A 24,040-nucleotide genomic window follows, 5' to 3' on the forward strand; every position below is an offset into this window, starting at 1 on the left:
AGAGTGCAAGATGAAGTGGAAACGAAGCGAACGATTAGTTGACATGACGCATTATTTGTTAGAACATCCACATAAACTAATTCCGCTTACATATTTTTCGGATTTGTATCAATCTGCCAAGTCGTCGATCAGCGAAGACCTGGGGATTGTTAAGGAAACGTTTGAAGAAAAAGGCATTGGCCTGCTGCTGACTGTGCCTGGAGCAGCAGGCGGGGTAAAGTATGTCCCTAAACTTCATGTGGATGAGATCAAAACCATTATAGATGAATTAATGGACGAGTTAAGCCATTCAGACCGTCTATTGCCCGGTGGGTATCTTTATATGACCGATGTGTTAGGCAACCCGGATATGATGAACCGGGTCGGCAAAGTATTTGCCACCGCGTTTGCCAATGAGAAAATTGATGTCATTATGACAGTGGCCACTAAGGGAATTCCGATTGCCCACGCCATTGCCCGCCATTTGAATGTTCCCGTTGTCATTGTGCGGCGAGACAGCAAGGTGACGGAAGGGTCTACTGTGAGCATCAATTATGTCTCCGGTTCATCGCGGCGCATTCAAACGATGGTGCTGTCCAAGCGCAGCATGAAAAGCGGACAGCGCGTATTGATCACAGATGACTTTATGAAAGTCGGCGGCACGATGAATGGCATGAAAAACTTGCTGGAGGAGTTTGAATGTACATTGGCGGGTGTCGCAGTATTGGTAGAGGCGGAACATGCGGATGAACGGCTTGTCGAAAACTATTTATCATTGGTCAAACTGCATGAAGTGAGCGAAAAAGAACGGACTATCGCTTTAGAAGAAGGAAACTACTTTTCTAATGGAGGAATTTGAGATGAAATATGTAGCGACAGACAAAGCACCAGCAGCAATCGGACCTTACTCGCAAGGAATTATAACAGGGGACCTGTTCTACAGTTCAGGACAAATTCCGCTGACGCCAGCCGGCGACATTGTTTTAGGCACTATCGAAGACCAGGCGCATCAAGTGTTCGCTAATTTGAAGGCGGTGCTGGCAGAAGCAGGTTCTTCGCTTGAACAAGTAGTGAAAACAACGGTATTCATCAAGAATATGGATGATTTTGCTTTGCTGAACGAAGTCTATGCTTCTTATTTCGGTGACCATAAACCTGCGCGTTCAACAGTGGAAGTGGCCCGCTTGCCGAAAGATGCAAAAGTGGAAATTGAAGTAATCGCAAAAGTGACAAACTAAACCGCCTTTTAGGCGGTTTTATTTTTCGGGAATGTTAATTAAATTTTCTAATAAATTTTGTAATTTATGAAGGAGATTAGTCCTTTCCGGCGAATACTTTACAGAGCTTCATAAATAACATCTGGGAGAGGTGAGAAGAAATGGAAGTTACCGATGTGAGATTAAGGCGGGTACAGACAGAGGGCCGCATGAGGGCAATCGCTTCTATCACATTAGACAATGAGTTTGTAGTCCATGATATTCGAGTGATTGATGGCAATGAGGGGTTATTTGTGGCAATGCCAAGCAAACGGACACCTGATGGCGAATTCCGGGATATAGCCCATCCGATCAACTCAGGTACACGGAGCAAACTTCAAGACGCCGTTTTAACTGCATACGAACAAAGTGAAAATGATCCGGTTTTTGAAGAAGCCGGCGTTTGACTACTGCAACTCAAAGAGCCTTCTGCATGGATAGGGCTCTTTTTTTGTTGCGCTCTCGCAATGTCAGACCTTGGAACCTTGAATTGTCAAGGTTTTTCCGCTATAGTCAATAAGGAAATATTAATAATTTAATCATTAATCAGCTAAATAATCACGATAAAGAACTACTTTAAAATTAGACGATGGAGGTTTAGGGATGAATACATATGCAGTAATTTTAGCAGCAGGCCAAGGGACGCGCATGAAGTCGAAACTCTATAAAGTGCTTCACCCTGTATGCGGGATGCCGATGGTTGAGCATGTAACAGAAAATGTCAGCCAGCTCGGCGTTGAAAAAATTGTTACAATCGTGGGCCATGGCGCAGAAAAAGTTCAGGAGCAGTTAGGGGCTAAAAGTGAATATGCGCTGCAAGCCGAACAGCTTGGAACAGCCCATGCGGTCCAACAGGCAGCTTCGTTGATAGAAGGAAAGCCTGGCACGACTTTGGTCGTTTGCGGAGATACGCCGCTTATCCGGCCGGAAACGATGCAAGCTTTGCTTGATCACCATAATGCAGAGAGAGCAAAAGCGACAATCCTTACCGCTATTGCTGACAATCCGACAGGATATGGCCGTATTTTGCGCAGCGAAGCGGGAAGTGTTGAACGAATTGTAGAACAAAAAGATGCATCGCCTGAAGAGCAGCTTGTGACAGAAATCAATACCGGAACTTATTGCTTTGACAATGAATCTCTTTTCGAAGCTCTCAAGCTTGTATCAAATGACAATGTACAGGGCGAATATTATCTGCCGGACGTTATTGAGATTTTGCAAAAACAGGGCGAAACGGTGGCTGCGTTTGCAACCGACAGTTTTGAAGAGACGCTGGGAGTCAATGACCGTGTAGCGTTAAGTGAAGCAGAGCGCATCATGCGCGCGCGCATTGCTGAAAAACATATGCGCGCCGGCGTATCGATTATCGATCCAGCCTCCACATATATCAGTATGCAAGCGGAAATCGGCAGAGACACGGTTCTTCAACCCAATGTCATGATCGAGGGCAGCGCGAAAATCGGGGAAGATTGCTTTATTTCTTCTGGCACAACGATTTCCAACAGCGTCATTGGAGACCGTACAAGCATCCGCTCCTCGCATGTTTACGACAGCGTAGTAGGCGAAGATGCAGCGGTAGGGCCGTTTGCTCATCTCCGTCCCGAAAGCAGCTTGGGCAATGATGTGAAAATCGGCAATTTTGTCGAAGTGAAAAAAGCGTCTCTTGGCAACAACAGCAAAGTTTCCCATTTAAGCTATATTGGCGACGCAGAAGTTGGCACAAACGTCAACATCGGATGCGGAACCATTACAGTCAACTATGACGGCAAAAACAAGTACATGACTACAATTGAAGATGACTCGTTCATCGGATGCAATTCGAACCTGATTGCCCCTGTAACTATCGGCAAAGGATCGTATGTAGCCGCAGGGTCAACCATTTCGAAAAATGTGCCAAGTGATGCATTGGCAATCGCAAGGGCTCGCCAGGAAAACAAAGAAGGCTATGTCGCCAAATTAAACGGGAAAAAATAGGAGGGCTCTCACTCGATGGGTTATCAAAATACAGATGATAAGCTGAAAATCTTTTCATTGAATTCGAATCAGCAGCTTGCAGAAGAAATTGCGCAAAACGTAGGTATTCCATTAGGAAAATGTTCTGTAACAAAGTTCAGTGATGGCGAAATCCAAATCAATATTGAGGAAAGTATTCGGGGCTGTGATGTGTTCATCGTACAATCGACTTCTGAACCGGTCAATGAAAACTTGATGGAGCTACTGATTATGGTGGATGCAGTAAAACGCGCGTCCGCCCGCACAGTCAACGTAGTGATTCCTTATTACGGATATGCACGCCAAGACCGCAAGGCCCGTTCACGTGAACCGATTACAGCGAAACTTGTTGCGAATTTGTTGGAAACTGCAGGGGTGACGCGTGCAATTGTTTTAGACTTGCATGCACCTCAAATTCAAGGGTTTTTTGATATTTTGATCGACCATCTATTAGCTGTGCCCCTTCTTTCCGAATACTTTATAAATGACAGCGGCATTGATTTGTCGAACGTCATCATTGTGTCGCCGGACCACGGAGGAGTGACTCGCGCCCGGAAAATGGCGGATCGCCTAAAAGCGCCAATCGCTATTATCGATAAGCGCCGACCTCGGCCGAATGTGTCAGAAGTGATGAACATTATCGGGAATGTCGAAGGCAAAACGGCCATCATCATTGATGACATCATCGATACTGCGGGTACAATGTCGCTTGCCGCCGGGGCGTTGATTGAAAGCGGAGCGAAAGAAGTTTATGCATGTTCTACGCACCCGGTTCTTTCAGGACCGGCCGTTCAACGGATCAACGATTCGGTGATCAAGGAATTGGTCATCACTAACTCCATCGCTCTGCCGGAACACAAGAAATCCCCGAAAATCAAGCAATTGTCTGTAGCGAAATTACTGGCGGAAACGATTGTCCGCGTCCATGAACAAAAATCTGTAAGCACCCTTTTCGATTGACTACCAGCTCGGCTGTGCCTAAACTATGTTTGCGCTTCTAGGCGTTAGGGTATTTATCCATTATGTACTTAACTAATGGAGGGTGACTTAAATGACTGGAAAAATAACGGCACAAAAACGAGAAAGCGGAAAACCACATTCAGTATTAACTGATTTGCGAGGAAAAGGGGAAGTCCCGGGCGTGGTCTACGGCTATCAAGTAGAAACTACGCCGATTTCAGTCTCTGAAATCGATTTGATCAAAACTTTGCGTGAATCTGGACGCAATGGAGTCATTAGTTTAGAAGTAGACGGAAAAACGATTAACGTTGTATTGAGCGACTACCAAATGGATGCATTAAAAGGCAGTTTCAAGCATGTCGATTTCTTGGCAGTCAATATGTCCGATGAGCTGGAAGTTTCGGTAGCAGTCCATACAATTGGTGAATCTGCGGGCGAAAAAGAAAGCGGCGTTTTGAACCAGCCAAACCGTGAAGTAACAATCAAAGTAAAACCAGCGGATATTCCAGATGCTTTGGAAATTGATGTGACCACTCTCGCAATTGGCGATCATATCACTGTAGGCGACATTCGCAACACCGTCTCGTATGAGATTTTAGAAGATGATGACTTTATCTTGGTTTCCGTTACAGCACCGCGTACGGATGAAGAGCTTGAAAGCCTTGAAACGCCGACTGGCGAAGACGCTGAACCGGAAGTAATCGGGGAAGATGCTCCAGGCAAAGAAAACGAAGCATAAATGACACAATGAAATAAGGGGCTGTCAGTCGACAGTCCCTATTTTTTTATTTAGCGGAGGCTTATGGTAAAATAGAGGGCAGTGAAAAGCAAAGGAAGAGTTATGATGAAATTGATAATCGGGCTAGGAAATCCTGGCAAAACATATGCCGGAACACGGCACAATATCGGATTTGAAGTGATAGATTTTTTAGCGGACAAATGGAACTCTCCTTTGACGCAATCAAAATTCAAAGGGATGTACTCTGTTATCCATCGGCCTGAAGGCAAAGTTATGCTTTTGAAGCCCCTTACTTATATGAATCTGTCAGGGGAAGCGGTAGGTGCTTTAATGGACTATTACGATATTGCCATTGAAGATATCGTAGTCATCTATGACGATTTGGATTTGCCGACAGGACAGCTTCGGCTGCGCCAAAAAGGCAGTGCCGGCGGCCACAATGGGATCAAGTCGCTTATTCATCATTTAGGCAGCCAGCAATTCAACCGGATGCGCATCGGCATCGACCGGCCGCCGGCAGGCATGAAAGTGCCTGATTATGTATTATCGCGGTTTTCTAAAGATGAAGCCCCGGAAGTGGAGGAAGCAGTTAGAAAAAGTGCTGAGGCATGCGAATTCTGGCTGTCGAAACCGTTCATAGAAGTCATGACTAAGTTCAACGGAACATAATCTCGCTTTGGCGCAAATTGCGTCCAGAGCTTTTTTCTGTTTCTTCTATCTTTTTGCTTGGCCAAGATTCGAAGTGCCTGACAAGAGGTATAACCCTTAATATAGTAAGTTTCACTTTTAACCGGAGAGGAGGAATCTTCATGGAACATATTCTACAAGCGTTTTCAGAGGATTCTCATACAAAGCGATTTATTGCAGATTTGAAAAAAGGGCAGGATCACCAGTTGATTTCAGGACTTTCGGGCAGTGCCCGGTCGATTTTTTATCAGACGGTCTGGTCGCAAATGGAACAGCCCTTGTTGATTGTTACGCCGAATTTGCTGCATGCGCAGCGTGTTTATGATGATTTGATTAAATTAGTCGGTGAAGACAATGTCCGTTTATACCCGGCAGATGAATTGATTGCGGCAGACATTTCCTTTTCAGGACCTGAACTTAGGGCGCATCGGATCGATACGCTTGACCACATGAAAAACATTGGCAAAGGCATATACGTCACGCCGGTTGCCGGCATGCGGAAGCTGCTGCCCTCAAAAGCGAAATGGGATGCTTCCACACTCCATACCGCGGAAGGAGAAGAACTCGATACACAGGAGTGGCTGTCGAAATTGGTAGCGATGGGCTATTCGCGTACGCCGATGGTGACCACACCAGGAGAATTCGCCTTGCGCGGAGGGATACTCGATATATATCCATTGAATTTTGAGCATCCGGCCCGCATTGAGCTGTTCGACACCGAAGTCGATTCTATCCGCCTGTTTTCAGCGGAGGATCAGCGGTCGCTCGAAAAATTGCGGTCCTTGCGCATTCTGCCGGCAAGCGAGCTGGTACTGTCAACGCTTCAGCAACGAAAGTTGGCAGATCAATTAGAAGACCAGTTGGCCCATACACTGAAGAAAATAAAAGCCGAAGAAACAAAAGAAGCTTTGCTTATGCATATCCAACATGATATCGACATGCTGCGCCAAGGAGATATACCGGACGGTGTGGCGAAATACGCGGCTTTGGTTGAAGAACAATCCGCCTTTTTAGGCGATTATTTTCCTGAGGACGGCTTTGTCTTTTATGACGAACTGGGGCGCATCCAGGAAATGACGGAAACGCTGGAGCGGGAAGAAGGCGACTGGATTGTCTCGCTGCTTGAAGAAGGCAAGTTCCTTCACGATGTCCACTTGGCTTACTCATTCCGTGAAGTCCTTTCTCGTTCAAAACAGAAAATGACATTTTTATCGCTTTTTGTCCGGACTTTCCCCATGGTGTCCGTGAAAAAATCCGTGGCCTTTTCAAGCAAGCCAATGCAGTCGTTCCACGGCCAGATGAATTTGTTGAAAGCGGAAATCGAGCGCTGGGAGCTCGCGAAGTTCCGCGTCTTTATCGTGGCCCAAGGCGAGGAGCGCTTGAAAAAAGTTCGCTCTGTACTTGAAGATTATGGCATGGAAGCGGAAATAGCGGATCCATCCGCCGAACTGCAGGGCGGCAGAGTTTACCTGGTTGACGGAGATTTGTCGAACGGTTTTGAAATGCCGCTTCAGCGCTTTGCGGTTCTTACCGATTCCGAACTTTTCACCAAACAAGCGAAGAAAAAATCACGCCCGCAAAAAATGACGAACGCCGAGCGCATCAAAAGTTATTCCGAAATCAAGCCCGGCGATTATATCGTTCATGTCCATCACGGCATCGGCCGCTATGTCGGGATTGAGACGCTTGAAATCGGCGGTGTCCATAAAGATTATTTGCATATTGTTTATAAAGCCGATGATAAATTGTTTGTGCCAGTCGATCAAATTGATTTGATCCAAAAGTACATTGCTTCCGAGGAGAAAGAGCCAAAACTGCATAAGATGGGCGGAGCGGAATGGCAAAAAACCCGCAAGAAAGTATCGGCTGCAGTTCAGGATATTGCAGATGATTTGATCAAGCTGTACGCAGAGCGTGAAGCGCAGAAAGGCTATGCGTTTTCCGAAGAGCAGGACATGCAGCGCCAGTTCGAAGCGGAATTTCCATATGAAGAAACGGCCGATCAATTGAGGTCGATTGCAGAAGTGAAAAAGGACATGGAAAAAGAACGTCCGATGGACCGCTTGATTTGTGGCGATGTGGGCTATGGGAAAACCGAAGTGGCGATCCGCGCCGCATTCAAGGCGGTGCTCGATGGAAAGCAAGTGGCCTTCTTGGTGCCGACAACGATTCTTGCCCAGCAGCATTACGAAACGATGAGTGAACGGTTCAAAGATTATCCGATCGAAGTTGGCCTGATGAGCCGATTCCGTTCGAAAAAGCAGCAGACGGAAACGGTCAAAGGGCTGAAAAACGGTTCGGTGGACATCGTGATCGGAACACACCGGATTTTGTCGAAAGACTTGGTCTATAAAGATCTGGGATTGCTGATTATTGACGAAGAGCAACGCTTTGGCGTAACCCATAAAGAAAAAATCAAACAGATGAAAACCAACGTCGACGTATTAACGCTGACGGCAACGCCGATTCCCCGGACACTGCATATGTCGATGATCGGTGTACGCGATTTGTCGGTTATCGAAACGCCGCCTGAAAACCGTTTCCCGGTTCAGAGCTATGTGATGGAATACAACGGGACGCTCGTGCGTGAAGCGATCGAACGGGAAATGGCTCGCGGCGGACAAGTGTTCTTCTTGTACAACCGGGTAGATGATATGACGCGGAAAGTGGAAGAAATCCAGGCATTGGTGCCAGAAGCGCGCGTCGGCCATGCCCATGGCCAAATGACGGAGAGGGAACTGGAATCAGTTATCCTGAGTTTTCTGGACGGCGACTATGACGTGCTTGTGACGACGACGATTATCGAAACCGGGATTGATATTCCGAATGTCAATACATTAATCATCCATAACGCAGACCGGATGGGCTTGTCCCAGCTTTACCAGCTGCGGGGGCGCGTCGGCCGGTCAAGCCGGGTAGCCTATGCCTATTTCATGTATCAGCGCGATAAAGTACTGACCGATGTAGCGGAAAAACGCTTGATGGCAATCAAAGAATTTACGGAGCTCGGTTCCGGCTTCAAGATTGCCATGCGGGATTTAACGATCCGAGGCGCCGGCAATCTGCTAGGTTCGCAACAGCATGGGTTTATTGATTCGGTCGGTTTTGATTTATATTCGCAAATGCTGAAAGAAGCAGTGGAAGAACGCCAGACAGGCATCAAAAAAGAAGAAATTCCGGAAATCGAGATTTCTTTGGATATCGATGCTTATATTCCGGACTCTTACATTAGCGATGGCTACCAGAAAATCCAGATGTACAAACGGGTAAAAGGCATCGAAACAGCAGAAGAAGTGGATGAGCTGCAAGACGAACTGATCGATCGTTTCGGCGACATGCCGCTTGAAACAGACCGCCTCTTGCGTATTGCCCGCATGAAAGTCTGGGCACGTATGGTGGGAGTAGAGTCGATCAAGCAAAACGGCAAAATTGTTTCAATCCGTCTGAGCGAAAAAGGAACATCTGCGGTAAATGGCGGAAAACTGGTGGAGGATTCCGCCAAATACGGCCGGGCTGTCGGCTTCAGCATGTCCGGCCAGCAATTGGTCATGACGATTGACGAAAACAAAACCACAAAGCACCATCCATTCGACGTGCTTGAAGGCATGATGCAGATGCTTCCGGAATCGCTTCGGGAAGTAAAGTCAATCAGTTAATCATCAATGGAATGAGTGGATCCGGTGAACAATGAAGGCATAATGAAATCGTTTATGAAAGGCGCCGTCCTTCTGACGCTGGCAGGCTTGATGGTCAAGCTTCTCAGCGCGGTATACCGGGTGCCTTTTCAAAACATGGTGGGGGACCAAGGTTTTTACATTTACCAGCAAGTTTATCCATTCATCGGCATTTTCAGCATCTGGACATCGTACGGCTTTGCGGTGGCAGTGTCGAAAGTGATGGCGGATCATGAAGCGCATCACCACTCTGTGATTTTGCGTACAGCATTCGGCTGTATTGCCGCCATCTCTGTGCTGGTTTTTGCGGTATTGTTTTTCGGTGCGGATTTGCTGGCGGGGTGGATGGGGGACGGCAAACTCAGCGGCTTATTGAAAGTCAGTGCCTTTGCTGTCATGCTCATGCCGCCGCTAGCCGTCTTGAAAGGTTATTTTCAGTCAAACAATCAAATGGAACCGGTGGCGTATTCACAAGTATGGGACCAAGCCGTTCGAGTAACGATCATCTTAGTCGGTACGTGGCTGCTTGTTTCAAGCGGCGCTTCTCTCTATGCCGCAGGACAAATGGCGATGTTCGGTGCAGTAGCAGGCGGCATTGCAGGTCTTTTGCTGTTGATGCGGCACTTTCGGCGAAGCTTCGCCGCTTTGCCGGAACCTGCTTCTGTTGAAGCAGGACCCATTCTGAAGAAAATATTGTCCATCAGTTTCAGCGTTAGTATGGGTTCGCTCCTGCTCTTGTTTTTCCAGCTGGTGGATTCCTTTACTGTCTTCCGCCTATTGTCAGAAAGCGGCGTTGAACGCATAGAGGCAATGGAGCAAAAGGGCATTTACGACCGTGGCCAGCCACTTGTCCAATTCGGCTTATTGATTGCGACTTCACTGTCGCTTGCAATTGTTCCGCTTATTGCCCATATGTCCAAAAAGCAAAGCGGCCGCTCAGCCGATTTATATGCGCAGTTAGCGTTTCGTACGTCGTTCCTTTTTGCTTTTGCAGCGGCAACGGGGTTGACGTTTGTAATGCCTTACGTCAATGAAACACTGTTTCAAACACAGGAAGAATCGTTTGCGCTTATTGTGTTCAGTTGGCAGATTGTTTGGATGTCCCTGTTGCTTGTACTAAACGCCATCCTTCAGGGTCTTGGCAAAGCAAAAGTGCCGGCCCTGTTTTTGATTAGCGGCATACTGGTCAAAATCGGCTGCAACTGGCTGCTGATACCGATATGGGGCGTCTTGGGAGCATCGCTTGCGGGGAACATAGCGCTTGCGCTTATCGTAGCCGGCTTGATTTGGTACTTCAAAAAAGTCTGGCCGCTGCGTTTTGCACCGCTCCGTTATTACAGTTGGCTGTTTACTGCCGCCTTTGTGATGTCTGCAGTTGTAGTCTTATGGGCTCTATTATCCGACTGGGTGTTGTTTGATGGGCTGCCGAACCGGATGGCCGCTTTATTTACGACGCTCTCGGCAGTTCCGCTTGGAGCGTTCGTCTTTCTCCTTATCATCGCAAAAAGCCGCATTGTTACGGAAAAGGAATGGTACATCATTCCGTTCGGGCGTAAAATGGCCGGCCTTCAGTTAGCTATAAATTCTAGAAGAAAAAGGTGATCACCTATGAATACCATTCATATCATCGGCCTCGGGGCGGGGGATTTGGATCAATTGCCGCTCGGCGTCTATAAAAGCTTGAAAAAAGCGAAAAGGCTTTATGTTCGCACAGCAGACCATCCGGTATTAGCGGAACTGGCCAAGGAAGGTGTAACGTTTTCCAGTTTTGACACCGTTTATGAAAAACATGATGCGTTTGAACCGGTTTATGCAGAAATTGCAGAAACGCTCATTGGGCTATCAAGAGAAGAAGAGGTCGTCTACGCGGTGCCTGGTCATCCGCTTGTTGCCGAACAAACCGTACAAAATTTGATCGAAGCTGAAAAAAACGGCGATTGCCGTTTGAGCATCGAAGGCGGACACAGCTTTTTGGATGCCTTGTTCGGTGCGCTCCGTATCGATCCAATTGAAGGATTTCAATTGGTCGATGGCACGGAAATGAAAAGCGGCCAGTTGAACATGACGCAGCATATTCTAATTGCCCAAGTGTATGATTCATTCAGTGCGTCTGAGGTCAAATTGACGCTGATGGAAAAATACCCGGACGATTATGCGGTAACGATCGTCACCGCCGCAGGTTCTGCAGCAGAATCGCTTCGCACCGTACCGCTTTATGAACTTGACCGCAGCACAGAAGTGAACAATTTGACGACCATTTATGTGCCGCCGGCAAAAGACTATATGCAGCGCTTGCGGGAGTGGCAGACGTTCCGTGATATTGTGGCAGTGCTCAGAAGCCCGGACGGCTGTCCTTGGGACCGGGAGCAGACCCACGAATCCTTGAGCCCGTATCTGATTGAAGAAGCGCATGAGCTGCTGCAAGCTATCCGCGAGGAAGATGATGAAGCGATGGCAGAAGAGCTCGGCGATGTGCTCCTGCAAATTTTCCTGCATGCGCAAATAGGCCAGGACAATGGTTATTTCCAGCTTGAAGATGTGCTTGAAGCGGTCAGTGCAAAAATGATCCGCCGGCATCCCCATGTGTTCGGCGATGTCCGAGTTTCCAGTTCTGATGACGTGCTCGCCAATTGGCAAGCCATCAAGGCGGAGGAAAAGCCGACATCCGCTTCATTGCTTGAAGGGCAGGAACGTTTTAGTTCCTCGCTTATGACCTCATACAACTACCAGAAAAAAGCGGCGAAAGTCGGTTTCAGCTGGCCGGATGCGGAAGGTGCCTGGGAAAAATTCCAGGAGGAGCTGCAGGAGTTCCAGGCAGAAGTGGCGAAAGGGTCAAAAGATCGTCAATTAGATGAGCTGGGAGATTTATTGTTTACGTTGGTTAACATTGCCCGGTTCTTCGATTTGTCGCCGGAAGAAGCAATGCTTCACGCGAACCGGAAATTCCAGCAGCGCTTCGGCTACGTGGAAAAACGGGTGAACGAAGGTACTGGTGACTTCGGCGATTATACGCTGGAACAGCTTGATGGATTTTGGAAAGAAGCCAAACTGATGGCACGAAAGGAAGAGGACAAATGAGACTCGATAAATTCTTAAAAGTCTCGCGCTTGATCAAGCGCCGGACTTTAGCGAAAGAGGTAGCCGACCAAGGACGAATTACTGTAAACGGTACAAAAGCGAAAGCCAGCTCCGTCATCAAGGAAAACGACGAACTGCAAATCCGCTTTGGCCAAAAAGTGGTGACCGTACGCGTTGACTTATTGAAAGAAAACGCGAAAAAAGAAGAAACCGCCAATATGTACACCATCTTAAAAGAAGAGAAACTTGAAAAAGTTGAACCGCAATTTATCGATGACGAAGCGTAAGGGTTTAGATAACTGAAAAAGCAGCCGAGAAACTCTCGGCTGCTTTTTTCTATTAATTGTTCAACAAAGCGACAAGCAAAGCCTTTTGTGCATGCAGGCGGTTTTCGGCTTCTTGGAAGATCACCGAATTCGGACCTTCCAATACGCCAGTTGTTACTTCTTCTTCACGGTGGGCAGGCAAGCAGTGCATGAAAATGTAATTTGGATTTGCGTGCTTGACAAGCTCTTCATTGACCTGGAAGTTTTTGAAATGCTCCAAGCGCTCCAGTGCTTCTTGTTCTTGGCCCATACTAGCCCAAACGTCGGTGTAAATAACGTCAGCTCCCATAACCGCTTCAACAGGATCGGCCGTTATGTGAACGTTGGCACCTGTTTCTTTTGCAAATTCTTGTGCCAATGACACCATTTCCGGTTTCGGGCTGTATCCAGCAGGTGCGGCGACTATAATGTGCATACCGACTTTTGCCGCACCGATCATCAAGGAATTTGCCATATTATTGCCGTCTCCGATATATGCCATTTTCTTGCCTTGCAACGAGCCGAATTGTTCCTGAATCGTTAAAAGGTCCGCCAAAACTTGGCACGGATGGAAGTCGTCGGTCAATCCATTGATGACAGGGATAGAACTGTTATCTGCCAGTTCCTGGACTGTTTCCTGTTCAAACGTGCGGATCATGATGCCGTCCAAATATCCTGACAAAACGCGCGCTGTATCGGCGATTGTTTCCCCGCGCCCCATTTGAATATCGCGTGTGCTCAAATACATGGCATGCCCGCCAAGCTGCAGCATGCCGGCTTCAAAAGAAACGCGTGTACGTGTCGACGATTTTTCAAAAATCATGCCAAGCACTTTGTTTTTCAATAAAGGTGCATATTTGTTTTCAGGCTTTTTCAGTTCCGCAGCAAGCGACAGCAAGTCCAATATTTCCTGCGAGCTATAATCCTTCAGCGATAATAGGTGTTTTTGGCTGATTTTTGGGGCAAACGTTGAAGTCATTGTCATTTTACAAGCACTCCTTTGGTTGGGCCATGCACCGCATGGACATAATTTTCAAAAGCGTCGACCGTTTCCCCGCGTGTCCACACATGAAGGCGATGAATAGCGGCAAGAGACGCTTGGACTTTATCCGGGTTCGGCGTCAAATCAATATAAGCAGTTTTCGAATCGGTTTTCAGCCATTCTTTGAATGGCAAGTCGGCTTCCGTAAAAAATGTAAAACCGCGGGATTCCCAGAAAGGTTTATCGATATAGCCGAGTGACGGCTCCGTTGCAAAAACGGTCCCGCCAGACTGCAAATCTGCCAGTTGCTGAGAGGCGCCTTTTAACGCTTTGTACATAGCGATGGCAGCATCGCTATCTGAACCGATCACTTCTCCCGTAGACATCATTTCAGGAGACAGAACCGGTGAAAGCCCTGGAAGCTTAATGTGCGAAAAAACCGGTGCTTTGACTGTGAAGTCAGGCTGTCCGTTATACAGTTTTCCGATGCCAAGTTCCTCGAAAGACGCGCCAAGCATCAGGGCGGTAGCCATCTGAACGAGCGGGACGTCTGTTACTTTAGAGCTGATCGGCACCGTTCGCGAGGCCCGTGGGTTGATTTCCATGACAAACAATTGGTCTTGCTCGTAAACAAATTGGATATTGAACAAGCCTTTATATGCCATATTTTTCGCAATATGCCGGGCCGTGTCAGCCAGTTTGTCCTGTGCGGCTTGTGTTAAAGAAACCGGCGGCGTGATGGAAATGCTGTCACCCGAGTGGACGCCAGTACCTTCCATATGTTCAAAGATAGCAGACACCCATACGTTTTCGCCGTCCGATAGAATATCCGCTTCCACTTCTTTTCCGGTGATAAAATGGTCCACCAATACCGGGAATGCCACTGCCGTTTTTTGAAGCCATGCAGCAAGTTGTTGTTCATTATGCAAAACGGTCATGCCTTTGCCGCCTATCACATATGACGGGCGCAGCAGCACCGGATAGCCGAGCTGTTCGGCATAGGCAGCAACTTCGGACGCTTCATTTGCTGTAAAACTAGGGATGGACGGCAGTCCGACTGATTCAAGGAAGGCGTAAAAGCGGTCGCGGTCTTCCATTTGGTCAAGAATGTCAACAGCAGAGCCGAGAATGGTGATGCCAGCTTGTTCCAATTCCGCCGCCACATTGAGCGATGTCTGGCCGCCAAATTGGACGATAACTTGAGTGATGCCTTCAAAATCAAGAACGTTCAAAATGTCTTCCGTCGTCAATGGTTCAAAATACAGTGCATCCGCCACTTCATAATCCGTACTTACGGTTTCGGGATTGTTGTTGATCATGATGGCTTCATAGCCCAACTTTTGTAAGGCTAGGATGCTATGGACACAGCAATAGTCAAATTCGATTCCTTGGCCGATGCGTATTGGTCCAGATCCGATAACAGCCACCTTTTTTCGGTTTGCGGATCGCTCATCGGAAGAGCCATTCCATGTGGAATAGAAATAGTTGGTCTGCGAACGGAACTCCGCTGCACACGTGTCGATAACCCGGTAAGCGGGAAGCAAGTTCCAGCATTTTCGCTGTCCCCAAATCTCAGAAGCGGAGATGCCCCATATGTCCGCCAGTTGCTGGTCGCTGAATCCAAGTGCCTTCGCTTCAAGCAGCCGCTTAGGCGTCATGCTGTTCCATGTCAGCTTCTGCAAGTTTTGCCATTCATCTACGATGCGTGACAAAACAAACAGGAAGTACGGGGAGATTGCAGTTGCGTCATGCAAGTCTTCCCTGCTTTTGCCGCGGATCAGCAATTCAAGCAAGACGAAAAGCCGGCGGTCATCTGCCGCGATGGCCAGCTGTTCCAGTTCCTCAGTCGGTACATCGGCAAGTGCAGGAAGCCGGAAGCCATCGAGAGGAATATCAAGAGAACGGATGGCTTTTTGAAATGCTGCTTCCATGCTTCTTTCAATTGCCATCACTTCACCGGTCGCTTTCATTTGCGTGCCGAGCTTGCGGTTGGCGTTTTGGAATTGATCGAATGGCCAGCGTGGAATCTTCACCACCGCATAGTCCAGTGCCGGTTCAAAGCTTGCGAATGTTGTACCTGTTACCGGGTTTTTCAATTCGGCAAGATTGTAGCCGACCGCGAGCTTTGCAGCAATTTTGGCAATCGGATAGCCAGTCGCCTTAGATGCAAGGGCTGAAGAGCGGCTGACCCGGGGATTGACTTCGATCAAATAATAAGCGGAGGTTTCCGGATGCAGAGCGAATTGGACGTTGCATGCGCCGATAATGCCTAGTGCATCAATAATGTTGATGGCAGAAGTCCGCAGCATGTGGTATTCCCGGTCTGTCATCGTCTGGCTTGGTGCAACTACAATCGAATCACCGGTATGGACGCCGACTGGATCCATATTCTCCATATTGCAGACAGTGATGCAAGTGCCATTTTCATCGCGCATCACTTCATATTCGATTTCCTTGTAGCCGGCAATGCTTTTTTCAACAAGGCATTGCTTGATTGGGCTAGCGCTAAGTCCTTGTGTGACAAGAGATATGTAGGTCTCTTCATCTTGAGCGATGCCGCCCCCAAAACCGCCAAGAGTATAGGCTGGACGGACGATGAGCGGATAGCCGACTTGGGAGGCAAACTCCAATGCGCTGTCAGTGGAATAGACGATGTCGCTGCTTGGTACCGGTTCACCGAGCTTGTTCATCAATGAGCGGAATTGTTCGCGGTCTTCTGCTTGTTTGATGGAAGCGATGTTGGTGCCAAGAAGCGCAACTCCATATTCCGATAAAATACCGGCATCGGACAAAGCCATCGCGAGATTCAGTCCGGTTTGGCCGCCGACTGTTGCAAGCAGTCCATCCGGGCGTTCTGTTTCAATGATGGCCGTTACATTTTCGACGGTTAATGGTTCAAAATAAACTTTGTCTGAAACAGTTTTATCAGTCATGATTGTGGCAGGATTGTTATTGACCAATACTACGTGAAGGCCTTCTTCTTTTAATGCTCTGCAAGCTTGTGTACCGGAATAATCAAATTCAGCGGCTTGTCCGATGACAATGGCGCCTGAACCGATTACCAATACTTTTTTAATGCCTTGTTGTTTAGGCATGAATTTTCACCTTCTTTTTCTGTTGGATCGCCGTTATAAATTGGTCGAATAATTCAAGATGCTCAGCAGGGCCAGGCGCTGCTTCCGGATGAAACTGCACCGTCATCAAAGGGAGCTCCGGATGATACAAGCCTTCAATGCTGCCGTCATTGACGTTTGTATAAAGAACAGCGAGCGGTGTTTGCCCAAGGCTTGCTTCCTCTACTACATAACTATGGTTTTGGGAGCTCATGCTGACTTGTCCGGTTTTCAGATTCATCACCGGATGGTTGGCTCCTCGGTGGCCGTATGGCAATTTCGTTGTTTTTGCCCCAAAAGCGGAAGCCAATACTTGGTGTCCGAGGCAAATGCCGAATGAAGGATAACGTTCTGCCCAATCCTGGTAAACGGGAAAGAGAGCTTCGAGTGCGGCGGGATCTCCCGGGCCATTTGAAAACAACAAACCGTCCACTTGCAAGGCATCCAACTTTTCAGTCGATATGGTATGAGGCAAGATGCTGACTTTGCAGTTTCGCTTCAGTAATTCCTCTAATATAGAAGACTTGTAGTGAAAGTCGATCAGTCCGATATGTGGATGTCCTTCTCCTAATTGAATAATCTGCTGCTTTTTTTGCCCATCGGCAAAAAAATGGGTCTGTATAGGTTCCCAAACGTCAGGAAGCGATCCGGCAGGACTCAAATGCGATTGCATTGTGCCGCCTTCACGCACTGTTTTAATAATGGAACGTGTGTCAGCGCCACTCAATATCGGAACACCAGAGCATTTGGCAAATTCAGCAAGCGCCATGGCGCCTTTTTCAATCGGTCCTTCGTATAATTCCGCAACGATGATGCCAGCGGCTTGGATTTCTTTGGATTGTATATGTTTTTTCTGAATTCCATATTGTCCAATCAACGGATATGAAAAAACGACGATTTGACTTTTGTAAGACGGATCAGTCAATACCTCTTCATAACCGGTCATTCCTGTGTAAAACACAACTTCGCCTTGAATTTCCTTCTCTTCTCCGTCCCAATGCCCTGTAAATGCTTGGCCGTTTGAGAATGTCAGTACACCTGCCATAAACTCACGCTCCGTTCTTTTTATTCATCCATATTGCATATTTATAAGACTGTTATTTTATTGAAACTGAATGTTATTCATAAATTAAAAGGTTTCTCATAGTATGTTGTATTATAAGACTGCATAAAAATAAAGTCAACAGTATTTTTATTAATGTATATGAATAAAGTAAAAAGTGCTTTTCCAGGCTGCTTGCGGGAAAAATAGTAAGAACTGCAAAAAAAACTTATAAAAATTCATCTTTTCATGTATAATGGCATCAAAGTCAGTCGGAAGGGGGGAAACAAGTCATGGGTTTGAAGAAAGAAACAAAAGCGGAAGGTCGCGAAGTCACTTCAATTCGCAATGACTATGTCCGCTCGATCGAACGCCAAGAGCAGCGCCAGAAAGCTCATAAAATCCGGCTATACAGACGGCTGTCGGTTTTCGGACTATTTGTTGTATTGGCGAGCATTTGGATCGGTTCGACGCTTCATGCTCAATCGCAGACCCTATCTGAAAAAGAACAGCTGCATAAAGAAGCGCTGGTCGCACTTCAGGAAGTGGAGCAGGAGCAGGAGAAATTGGAAGAGCAGATTATTCTATTGAATGATGAAGAATATTTGGCGAAATTAGCCCGTAAAGAATACTTTTTATCTGAAGAAGGGGAAATTATTTTTACGGTTCCAAAAACAGAAGAAAAAGCCGAGGAAAAAGAGTAGTCAGTTGACACTCTTTTTTTCATGGTTATAATTGAAAGTGGGCAGAGTCCCGCTATAACCTTTACATGACACTGGAACAGAGTCATCTTAATTTTTAAGGAGGAGCATTTTTTTTATGTCGATTGAAGTAGGTAGCAAGTTAGAAGGAAAAGTTACAGGTATTACAAATTTCGGAGCGTTCGTTCAGCTTCCGACTGGTGCAACTGGCCTCGTGCATATAAGTGAAGTCGCTGACAATTATGTCAAAGACATCAACGACCATCTGAAAGTTGGCGAAATGGTTGAAGTTAAAGTAATGAATGTAGAAGCTGATGGCAAAATCGGCCTTTCCATTCGCAAAGCGAAACCACAGCCAGAAGGTGCAACAACAACTGCTCGTCCACAACGTCCACGCCCAAGCAATAACCGTTCATTTGAGCGCGCGCCAAAAGAAAACTTCGAAACCAAAATGGCGAAATTCTTAAAAGACAGTGAAGAAAACATTTCGACTTTGAAACGTGCTACAGAATCTAAGCGCGGCGGCCGTGGTGCAAGAAGAGGATAACTTGCTAGCTGTTTTAATGGCATAGGAAAATGCTTCAATACAGCTGAACAAATTTAAATTAGAACGCTTCTCACCAGGGAAGCGTTTTTTTTATCAAAAAATTTGTTGGGAGTGTGGCAATGATGGAAAAAACTCAAGTGCTTGAAGCTTACAAAGAATACGAAGTTTATTTGGCGTCGCTTCAAACAGCAATTCAAGATGAACAAGTCGCCCATACACCGTGTACAGAAGGAAAATGGTCTGTTGCCCAGATCGTCATGCATCTTGCCGAATGGGACCGCTTTGTGCGGGAGGAAAGGCTTCCTCATATGAAAGAAGGCGCAAGCGTCGAAGGGTTTGAAGATGTGGATGAATTTAACCGAAAAGCCGTAGAAGGCGTTGAAAAGATGAAGTTTCCTGAAATCTTGAATCACGCACAGAAAGAACGGGCTTTGCTGCGGCAAGCTATTGAAGGGCTGGATGAGTCTAGTTGGCATGCCCGCTTTACAGCTGGCGAAAAAGATACGTCGCTGGCGGATTATTTCGCCGGGATGCTTGAGCATGACCACCACCATCTCGAACAAATCAACTCTTTTTTGACATGAAAAAAAGCAGCATCCCAAAAGGAATACTGCTTTAAAGAGCTATTAAGATGGCGGCAGAGGGGATCGAACCCCCGACCTTACGGGTATGAACCGTACGCTCTAGCCAGCTGAGCTACGCCGCCTTGTTCAAGCGAACTTTAATATCATACTATCGAACGAGAAATGTGTCAACGGAATTTTACAAAGTTTTTGTTTGTCATTTGGCACTATGAAAAGGAACGCGGTTTTAGAGGTGAAAAAATGAAAAGTTTTACAGATAAAGTGCACCGTCATCTTTCGAAGCATCACTTGTTTGTTCCGGGGGACCGTGTGCTCGTCGCTTGTTCTGGAGGGGTAGATTCTGTGGTGCTGCTGCATTTTCTGATATCGCAGCAAGAGGCTCTTGGCATTTCAGTAGCGGCAGTTCATGTTAATCACATGCTTCGGGAGGAAGAGTCGCTCGGTGATCGCTTTTTTACAGAGCAGCTTTGTGCGGACTGGGAGATTCCTTGTTTTAGCCGCGATATTCCGGTCCCGGATATTCTGAAGTTTGGCGGCGGCAATAAACAGCAGGTGTGCCGAGAAGAGCGTTACGCTTATTTTTCCGCAGTTATGCAGGAGGCGAAAGCGACCAAGCTGGCGACTGCCCACCACGCAGATGATCAGCTTGAAACCATTCTAATGGCTGGCATAAAAGGGACGCTTCAGTCCGGTTCTTTCGGCATGCCGACTAGTCGGCCGTTTGGTGATGGCTGCTTGGTCCGCCCGCTGCTTGCTGTTACAAAAGATGAGATCAACCGCTATGCTTTGGAGTTCGGCCTTTCGTACCGGGAAGACCCGAGCAACAGTGAGCCGGTCTACACAAGAAACCGCATCCGCCGATCATTGGTGCCGCTGCTAAAGCAAGAAAACGAAGATGTTTCAGCGCAATTTGTGGAACTTGCGGAAACGATGCAAGAAGACCAGCGGTTTTTGATGGAATTGGCTGAAGAGAAAATGCGGCAACTGATTGAGCACGAAAAAAGGGGCTTTTCATTGTCGGTTGAAAAATTCAAACGAGAGGCACTTGCTTTACAAAAAAGACTGGTTCTACTACTATTAAACTATCTATATAATGAGAAGCAAGTAGCGATTACCAAGCAGCTCGCCGATCAAGCGCATGAAATGATGCGCAGTTCTGCGGGCACGGTTTTTCTGCACTTGCCGCGAAATTGTATGATGATTCGCCAGTATGACCGGGTGTATTTCAGCCGGCAGCCGATTGGCGAAACGGTAATAAAAGAATCTTTAATCATTACAGACGATTGGTCTTCAGAAGTGAACGGCTTTCGTTACAAAGCAATGCCGCTCCAAAAAGCGAGGCAGCAAGGCGAGGCGGTTTCTTGGTACTTTTCCGCTCCGGATGAGATTGTGCTGACAATCAGAAACCGGCAGCCGGGCGATCGCATCCATCTTTCAGGGATGGCAGGAGCGAAAAAAGTGGCCCGTTTGATGATTGACGAGAAAATCCCGGCTTCTGAAAGGGATGGCTGGCCAGTCATCGCGTCAACGAGTGGTGAAATATTGCTCGTGCCCGGGATTCGCCCGTCCAAACTTGTTAGCCGAACCGAGCGCATTGAAGATAACTGGGTATTGATCGAGCAACAGGTCAAGGCCGCAAAAAGCGGATTATAGGAGGTCCACCATGTTAGAGAAAGACATTGAAGAAGTATTAATCTCTGAAGAGAGCCTGCAAGCGAAAGCGCGGGAGCTTGGAGAAGTGTTAGCGCGTGATTATCAAGACAAGTATCCATTAGCAATTGGCGTACTAAAAGGTGCAATGCCATTTATGGGCGATTTGATGAAGCGCATGGATAGCTATGTTGAAATGGATTTCATGGATGTTTCAAGTTATGGCAACGCAACTGTATCCTCAGGAGAAGTTAAAATTGTCAAAGACTTAAATACGAGCGTTGAAGGGCGCGACCTTCTCATTATCGAAGATATCATCGACAGTGGATTGACGCTCAGTTATTTGGTGGACTTGTTCAAATACCGGAAAGCAAATTCGATAAAAATCGTTACGCTTCTTGATAAGCCTTCTGGCCGCAAAGTGGATTTGGAAGCTGATTATATCGGCTTTGAAGTTCCAGACGCTTTTGTTGTCGGATACGGTTTGGATTACGCGGAGAAATACCGCAATTTGCCTTATATCGGCATTCTTAAGCCTTCGGTTTACAGCGGTGAACAAGAATAGACAAAAGACGTTCACAGTCTCTTAATTTAGCTTGATGGACAAGGGCTTTTCGTTGTACGCTCAAATGTTACTGTGTTAGTATTTAGTATAGTTTTAAGGGAAATTTTGTGAGGAGGCTCGGGATGAACCGAATATTTCGATACACTATATTTTATCTGCTGATTTTCCTTGTTATTATCGGGATTTTGGGGACGTTTAACAACAGCAACCAACCAACCGAGAATATAGGATATGATGAATTTTTGACGGCTTTGACTACTGGTAATATTGATGAAGTTACCATTCAGCCAAACCAAATGGTTTATGAAGTGACCGGGAAATTGTCTAATGCTGAAAGTGATGAAGACACCTTTGTCACCAATATTCCAATGGAAAATGAAGCACTGCTCACAGAGATAGACAATGCCGCTCTTGATACTAATGTCAAAGTAGACTATTTGCCCGCTCCGCAAACAAGCGGCTGGGTTCAGTTCTTTACTGGGATCATTCCGTTCATTATCATTTTCATCCTCTTCTTCTTCTTGCTTAACCAATCACAAGGCGGCGGTGGCGGCCGTGTGATGAACTTCGGTAAAAGTAAAGCGAAGCTGTACGATGACCAGAAACACAAAGTCCGCTTCCCGGATGTTGCGGGAGCAGACGAAGAGAAACAAGAACTTGTTGAAGTTGTTGATTTCTTAAAAGACCCTCGCAGATTTGCCGATATTGGCGCCCGCATTCCAAAAGGGATTTTGCTTGTCGGACCTCCGGGTACCGGTAAAACTCTTTTAGCCCGTGCAGTTGCTGGAGAAGCCGGCGTTCCTTTCTTCTCTATCAGTGGTTCCGATTTTGTTGAAATGTTTGTCGGTGTCGGGGCGTCCCGAGTCCGTGACTTGTTTGAAAACGCTAAGAAAAACTCGCCTTGTATCATTTTCATTGATGAGATTGATGCAGTTGGACGCCAACGTGGCGCAGGCCTTGGCGGCGGACACGATGAACGAGAGCAAACACTTAACCAGCTATTGGTTGAAATGGATGGTTTCGGCGCAAACGAAGGAATCATTATTATTGCAGCAACAAACCGTCCGGATATTTTGGATCCAGCCCTTCTGCGTCCGGGACGTTTTGACCGCCAAATCACAGTTGGCCGTCCGGATGTAAAAGGCCGCGAAGAAGTATTGAAAGTCCACGCGCGCAACAAACCGCTTGACGAGTCAGTAGACATGAAAGCAATCGCTCAACGTACACCTGGTTTTTCCGGTGCTGATTTGGAAAACTTGTTGAACGAAGCTGCCCTTGTTGCTGCTCGGCGCAGCAAGCTGAAAATTGATATGTCCGATATCGATGAAGCGACAGACCGTGTTATTGCTGGTCCTGCTAAAAAGAATCGTGTCATTTCGAAAAAAGAACGCAATATCGTAGCATTCCATGAATCTGGGCATACAGTGGTCGGCCTAATTTTAGACGATGCTGATATCGTCCATAAAGTGACAATCGTACCGCGCGGACAAGCTGGCGGGTATGCAGTAATGCTTCCAAGAGAAGACCGTTACTTTATGACGAAGCCAGAATTACTGGATAAAATTGCCGGCTTGCTTGGCGGACGTGTTGCAGAAGATATCATATTCGGCGAAGTTTCTACTGGCGCCCATAATGATTTCCAGCGTGCAACCGCAATTGCCCGCAGCATGGTGACTGAATATGGAATGAGTGACAAGATCGGACCGCTTCAATTCGGCCAGGCGCAAGGCGGAAATGTCTTCTTGGGCCGCGATTTCAACTCTGACCAAAACTATTCAGATGCTATTGCATTCGAAATCGATCAGGAAATCCAGCGCATCATCAAAGAGCAGTATATTCGCACAAAAGAAATTTTGACGAAAAACAAAGAGCTTCTTGAATTGATTGCGACAACGCTCCTTGAAGTTGAAACACTGGACGCTGCCCAGATTCTTCACTTGAAAGAACACGGTACGCTTCCTGAACGTTCATACGAATCATTGAATGGCGATTTCGAAAAAAATGTCGACTTGAAAAAAGAAAAGGTTAATCCTGATATCACGGGAGCTCCGAGCGATCCTTCGTCTGGCGACTTGCCAAGAGAAGGCCAAGCAAGCGGAACTAGAGGCCCGATTCAAGAAAACCGTAAATAAGAAACAACAAAGGCTGATTGCCTATTTCCTGCAAAGGGAAAGGCAATCAGCCTT

Annotated in this window: 20 protein-coding genes and 1 tRNA gene; 17 read left to right on the top strand and 4 right to left on the bottom strand. The window is 46.9% G+C overall.

Annotated elements, in window-relative coordinates; genetic code table 11:
• Window positions 1–10 precede the first annotated feature (10 nt).
• From purR to FQV30_RS00200, 11 genes are all read left to right on the top strand, one after another.
• Window positions 11–838 (top strand): pur operon repressor, encoded by an 828-nt coding sequence (gene purR, locus FQV30_RS00150; RefSeq protein WP_146498132.1) that lies wholly within the window; start codon window positions 11–13, stop codon window positions 836–838.
• A 1-nt stretch (window position 839) separates the two neighbouring features.
• Window positions 840–1,217 carry a RidA family protein gene (locus tag FQV30_RS00155; RefSeq protein ID WP_146498133.1) on the top strand — a complete coding sequence of 126 codons (378 nt, stop codon included), beginning with the start codon at window positions 840–842 and terminating at the stop codon, window positions 1,215–1,217.
• Between the two features lie 140 nt (window positions 1,218–1,357).
• The gene (spoVG, locus tag FQV30_RS00160; RefSeq protein ID WP_146498134.1) at window positions 1,358–1,642 is read left to right on the top strand and encodes a septation regulator SpoVG; all 285 of its coding nucleotides are present in this window, start codon (window positions 1,358–1,360) and stop codon (window positions 1,640–1,642) included.
• Between the two features lie 196 nt (window positions 1,643–1,838).
• The gene (gene glmU, locus FQV30_RS00165; RefSeq protein ID WP_146498135.1) at window positions 1,839–3,209 is read left to right on the top strand and encodes a bifunctional UDP-N-acetylglucosamine diphosphorylase/glucosamine-1-phosphate N-acetyltransferase GlmU; all 1,371 of its coding nucleotides are present in this window, start codon (window positions 1,839–1,841) and stop codon (window positions 3,207–3,209) included.
• 15 nt (window positions 3,210–3,224) lie between these two features.
• Window positions 3,225–4,187 (top strand): ribose-phosphate diphosphokinase, encoded by a 963-nt coding sequence (locus FQV30_RS00170; protein WP_146498136.1) that lies wholly within the window; start codon window positions 3,225–3,227, stop codon window positions 4,185–4,187.
• Window positions 4,188–4,278: 91 nt separating this feature from the next.
• Window positions 4,279–4,926: a 50S ribosomal protein L25/general stress protein Ctc gene (locus FQV30_RS00175; RefSeq protein WP_146498137.1), complete on the top strand. Its 648-nt coding sequence runs from the start codon at window positions 4,279–4,281 to the stop codon at window positions 4,924–4,926.
• 105 nt (window positions 4,927–5,031) lie between these two features.
• Window positions 5,032–5,595: an aminoacyl-tRNA hydrolase gene (pth, locus tag FQV30_RS00180; protein WP_146498138.1), complete on the top strand. Its 564-nt coding sequence runs from the start codon at window positions 5,032–5,034 to the stop codon at window positions 5,593–5,595.
• 140 nt (window positions 5,596–5,735) lie between these two features.
• Window positions 5,736–9,269 (top strand): transcription-repair coupling factor, encoded by a 3,534-nt coding sequence (gene mfd, locus FQV30_RS00185; RefSeq protein WP_146498139.1) that lies wholly within the window; start codon window positions 5,736–5,738, stop codon window positions 9,267–9,269.
• A 42-nt stretch (window positions 9,270–9,311) separates the two neighbouring features.
• Complete coding sequence (locus FQV30_RS00190) at window positions 9,312–10,889, top strand: putative polysaccharide biosynthesis protein (RefSeq protein ID WP_146498140.1); 1,578 nt, start codon at window positions 9,312–9,314, stop codon at window positions 10,887–10,889.
• Window positions 10,890–10,895: 6 nt separating this feature from the next.
• On the top strand, window positions 10,896–12,365 hold the full coding sequence (gene yabN, locus FQV30_RS00195; protein WP_146498141.1) for a bifunctional methyltransferase/pyrophosphohydrolase YabN: 1,470 nt from the start codon (window positions 10,896–10,898) through the stop codon (window positions 12,363–12,365).
• Entirely contained in the window at window positions 12,362–12,652 is a 291-nt protein-coding gene (locus FQV30_RS00200) for an RNA-binding S4 domain-containing protein (protein ID WP_146498142.1), read from the top strand. The genes yabN and FQV30_RS00200 overlap by 4 nt, the downstream gene beginning before the upstream one ends.
• 52 nt (window positions 12,653–12,704) lie before the next feature.
• On the opposite strand, the gene argF is transcribed toward FQV30_RS00200, so the two are convergent.
• From argF to FQV30_RS00215, 3 genes are read right to left on the bottom strand one after another with little or no spacing between them, the layout of a single operon-like run.
• Window positions 12,705–13,655, bottom strand: coding sequence for an ornithine carbamoyltransferase (gene argF / locus FQV30_RS00205; protein WP_146498143.1), 951 nt, complete (start codon window positions 13,653–13,655; stop codon window positions 12,705–12,707).
• On the bottom strand, window positions 13,652–16,747 hold the full coding sequence (locus FQV30_RS00210; protein ID WP_146498144.1) for a carbamoyl-phosphate synthase (glutamine-hydrolyzing) large subunit: 3,096 nt from the start codon (window positions 16,745–16,747) through the stop codon (window positions 13,652–13,654). Before FQV30_RS00210 ends, argF begins: the two co-directional genes overlap by 4 nt.
• The gene (locus FQV30_RS00215; protein ID WP_146498145.1) at window positions 16,740–17,810 is read right to left on the bottom strand and encodes a carbamoyl phosphate synthase small subunit; all 1,071 of its coding nucleotides are present in this window, start codon (window positions 17,808–17,810) and stop codon (window positions 16,740–16,742) included. Before FQV30_RS00215 ends, FQV30_RS00210 begins: the two co-directional genes overlap by 8 nt.
• Window positions 17,811–18,100: 290 nt before the next feature.
• Between FQV30_RS00215 and FQV30_RS00220 the strand changes: the two genes are divergently transcribed.
• The 3 genes from FQV30_RS00220 to FQV30_RS00230 all read left to right on the top strand — a co-directional run bounded on the left by FQV30_RS00220 (window position 18,101) and on the right by FQV30_RS00230 (window position 19,639).
• Window positions 18,101–18,511, top strand: a complete 411-nt coding sequence (locus tag FQV30_RS00220) for a septum formation initiator family protein (protein ID WP_146498146.1) — start codon at window positions 18,101–18,103, stop codon at window positions 18,509–18,511.
• Window positions 18,512–18,626: 115 nt separating this feature from the next.
• Complete coding sequence (locus FQV30_RS00225) at window positions 18,627–19,055, top strand: S1 domain-containing RNA-binding protein (RefSeq protein ID WP_146495057.1); 429 nt, start codon at window positions 18,627–18,629, stop codon at window positions 19,053–19,055.
• Between the two features lie 119 nt (window positions 19,056–19,174).
• Window positions 19,175–19,639, top strand: coding sequence for a DinB family protein (locus tag FQV30_RS00230; RefSeq protein ID WP_146498147.1), 465 nt, complete (start codon window positions 19,175–19,177; stop codon window positions 19,637–19,639).
• Window positions 19,640–19,687: 48 nt separating this feature from the next.
• Here the strand turns inward: FQV30_RS00230 and FQV30_RS00235 are convergent.
• A tRNA-Met gene (locus FQV30_RS00235) sits at window positions 19,688–19,761 on the bottom strand.
• Window positions 19,762–19,879: 118 nt separating this feature from the next.
• On the opposite strand from FQV30_RS00235, the gene tilS reads away from it, so the two are divergent.
• The 3 genes from tilS to ftsH all read left to right on the top strand — a co-directional run bounded on the left by tilS (window position 19,880) and on the right by ftsH (window position 23,986).
• Window positions 19,880–21,292 (top strand): tRNA lysidine(34) synthetase TilS, encoded by a 1,413-nt coding sequence (tilS, locus tag FQV30_RS00240; protein WP_146498148.1) that lies wholly within the window; start codon window positions 19,880–19,882, stop codon window positions 21,290–21,292.
• Between the two features lie 10 nt (window positions 21,293–21,302).
• Window positions 21,303–21,854 carry a hypoxanthine phosphoribosyltransferase gene (gene hpt / locus FQV30_RS00245; protein WP_146498149.1) on the top strand — a complete coding sequence of 184 codons (552 nt, stop codon included), beginning with the start codon at window positions 21,303–21,305 and terminating at the stop codon, window positions 21,852–21,854.
• A gap of 122 nt (window positions 21,855–21,976) precedes the next feature.
• A complete protein-coding gene (gene ftsH / locus FQV30_RS00250) occupies window positions 21,977–23,986 on the top strand; it encodes an ATP-dependent zinc metalloprotease FtsH (protein ID WP_146498150.1) in 2,010 nt (669 codons plus the stop codon).
• Window positions 23,987–24,040: the final 54 nt, after the last annotated feature.

Origin of the sequence: Planomicrobium sp. CPCC 101110, assembly GCF_007859395.1 — a bacterium.
GTDB lineage: Bacteria > Bacillota > Bacilli > Bacillales_A > Planococcaceae > Planococcus.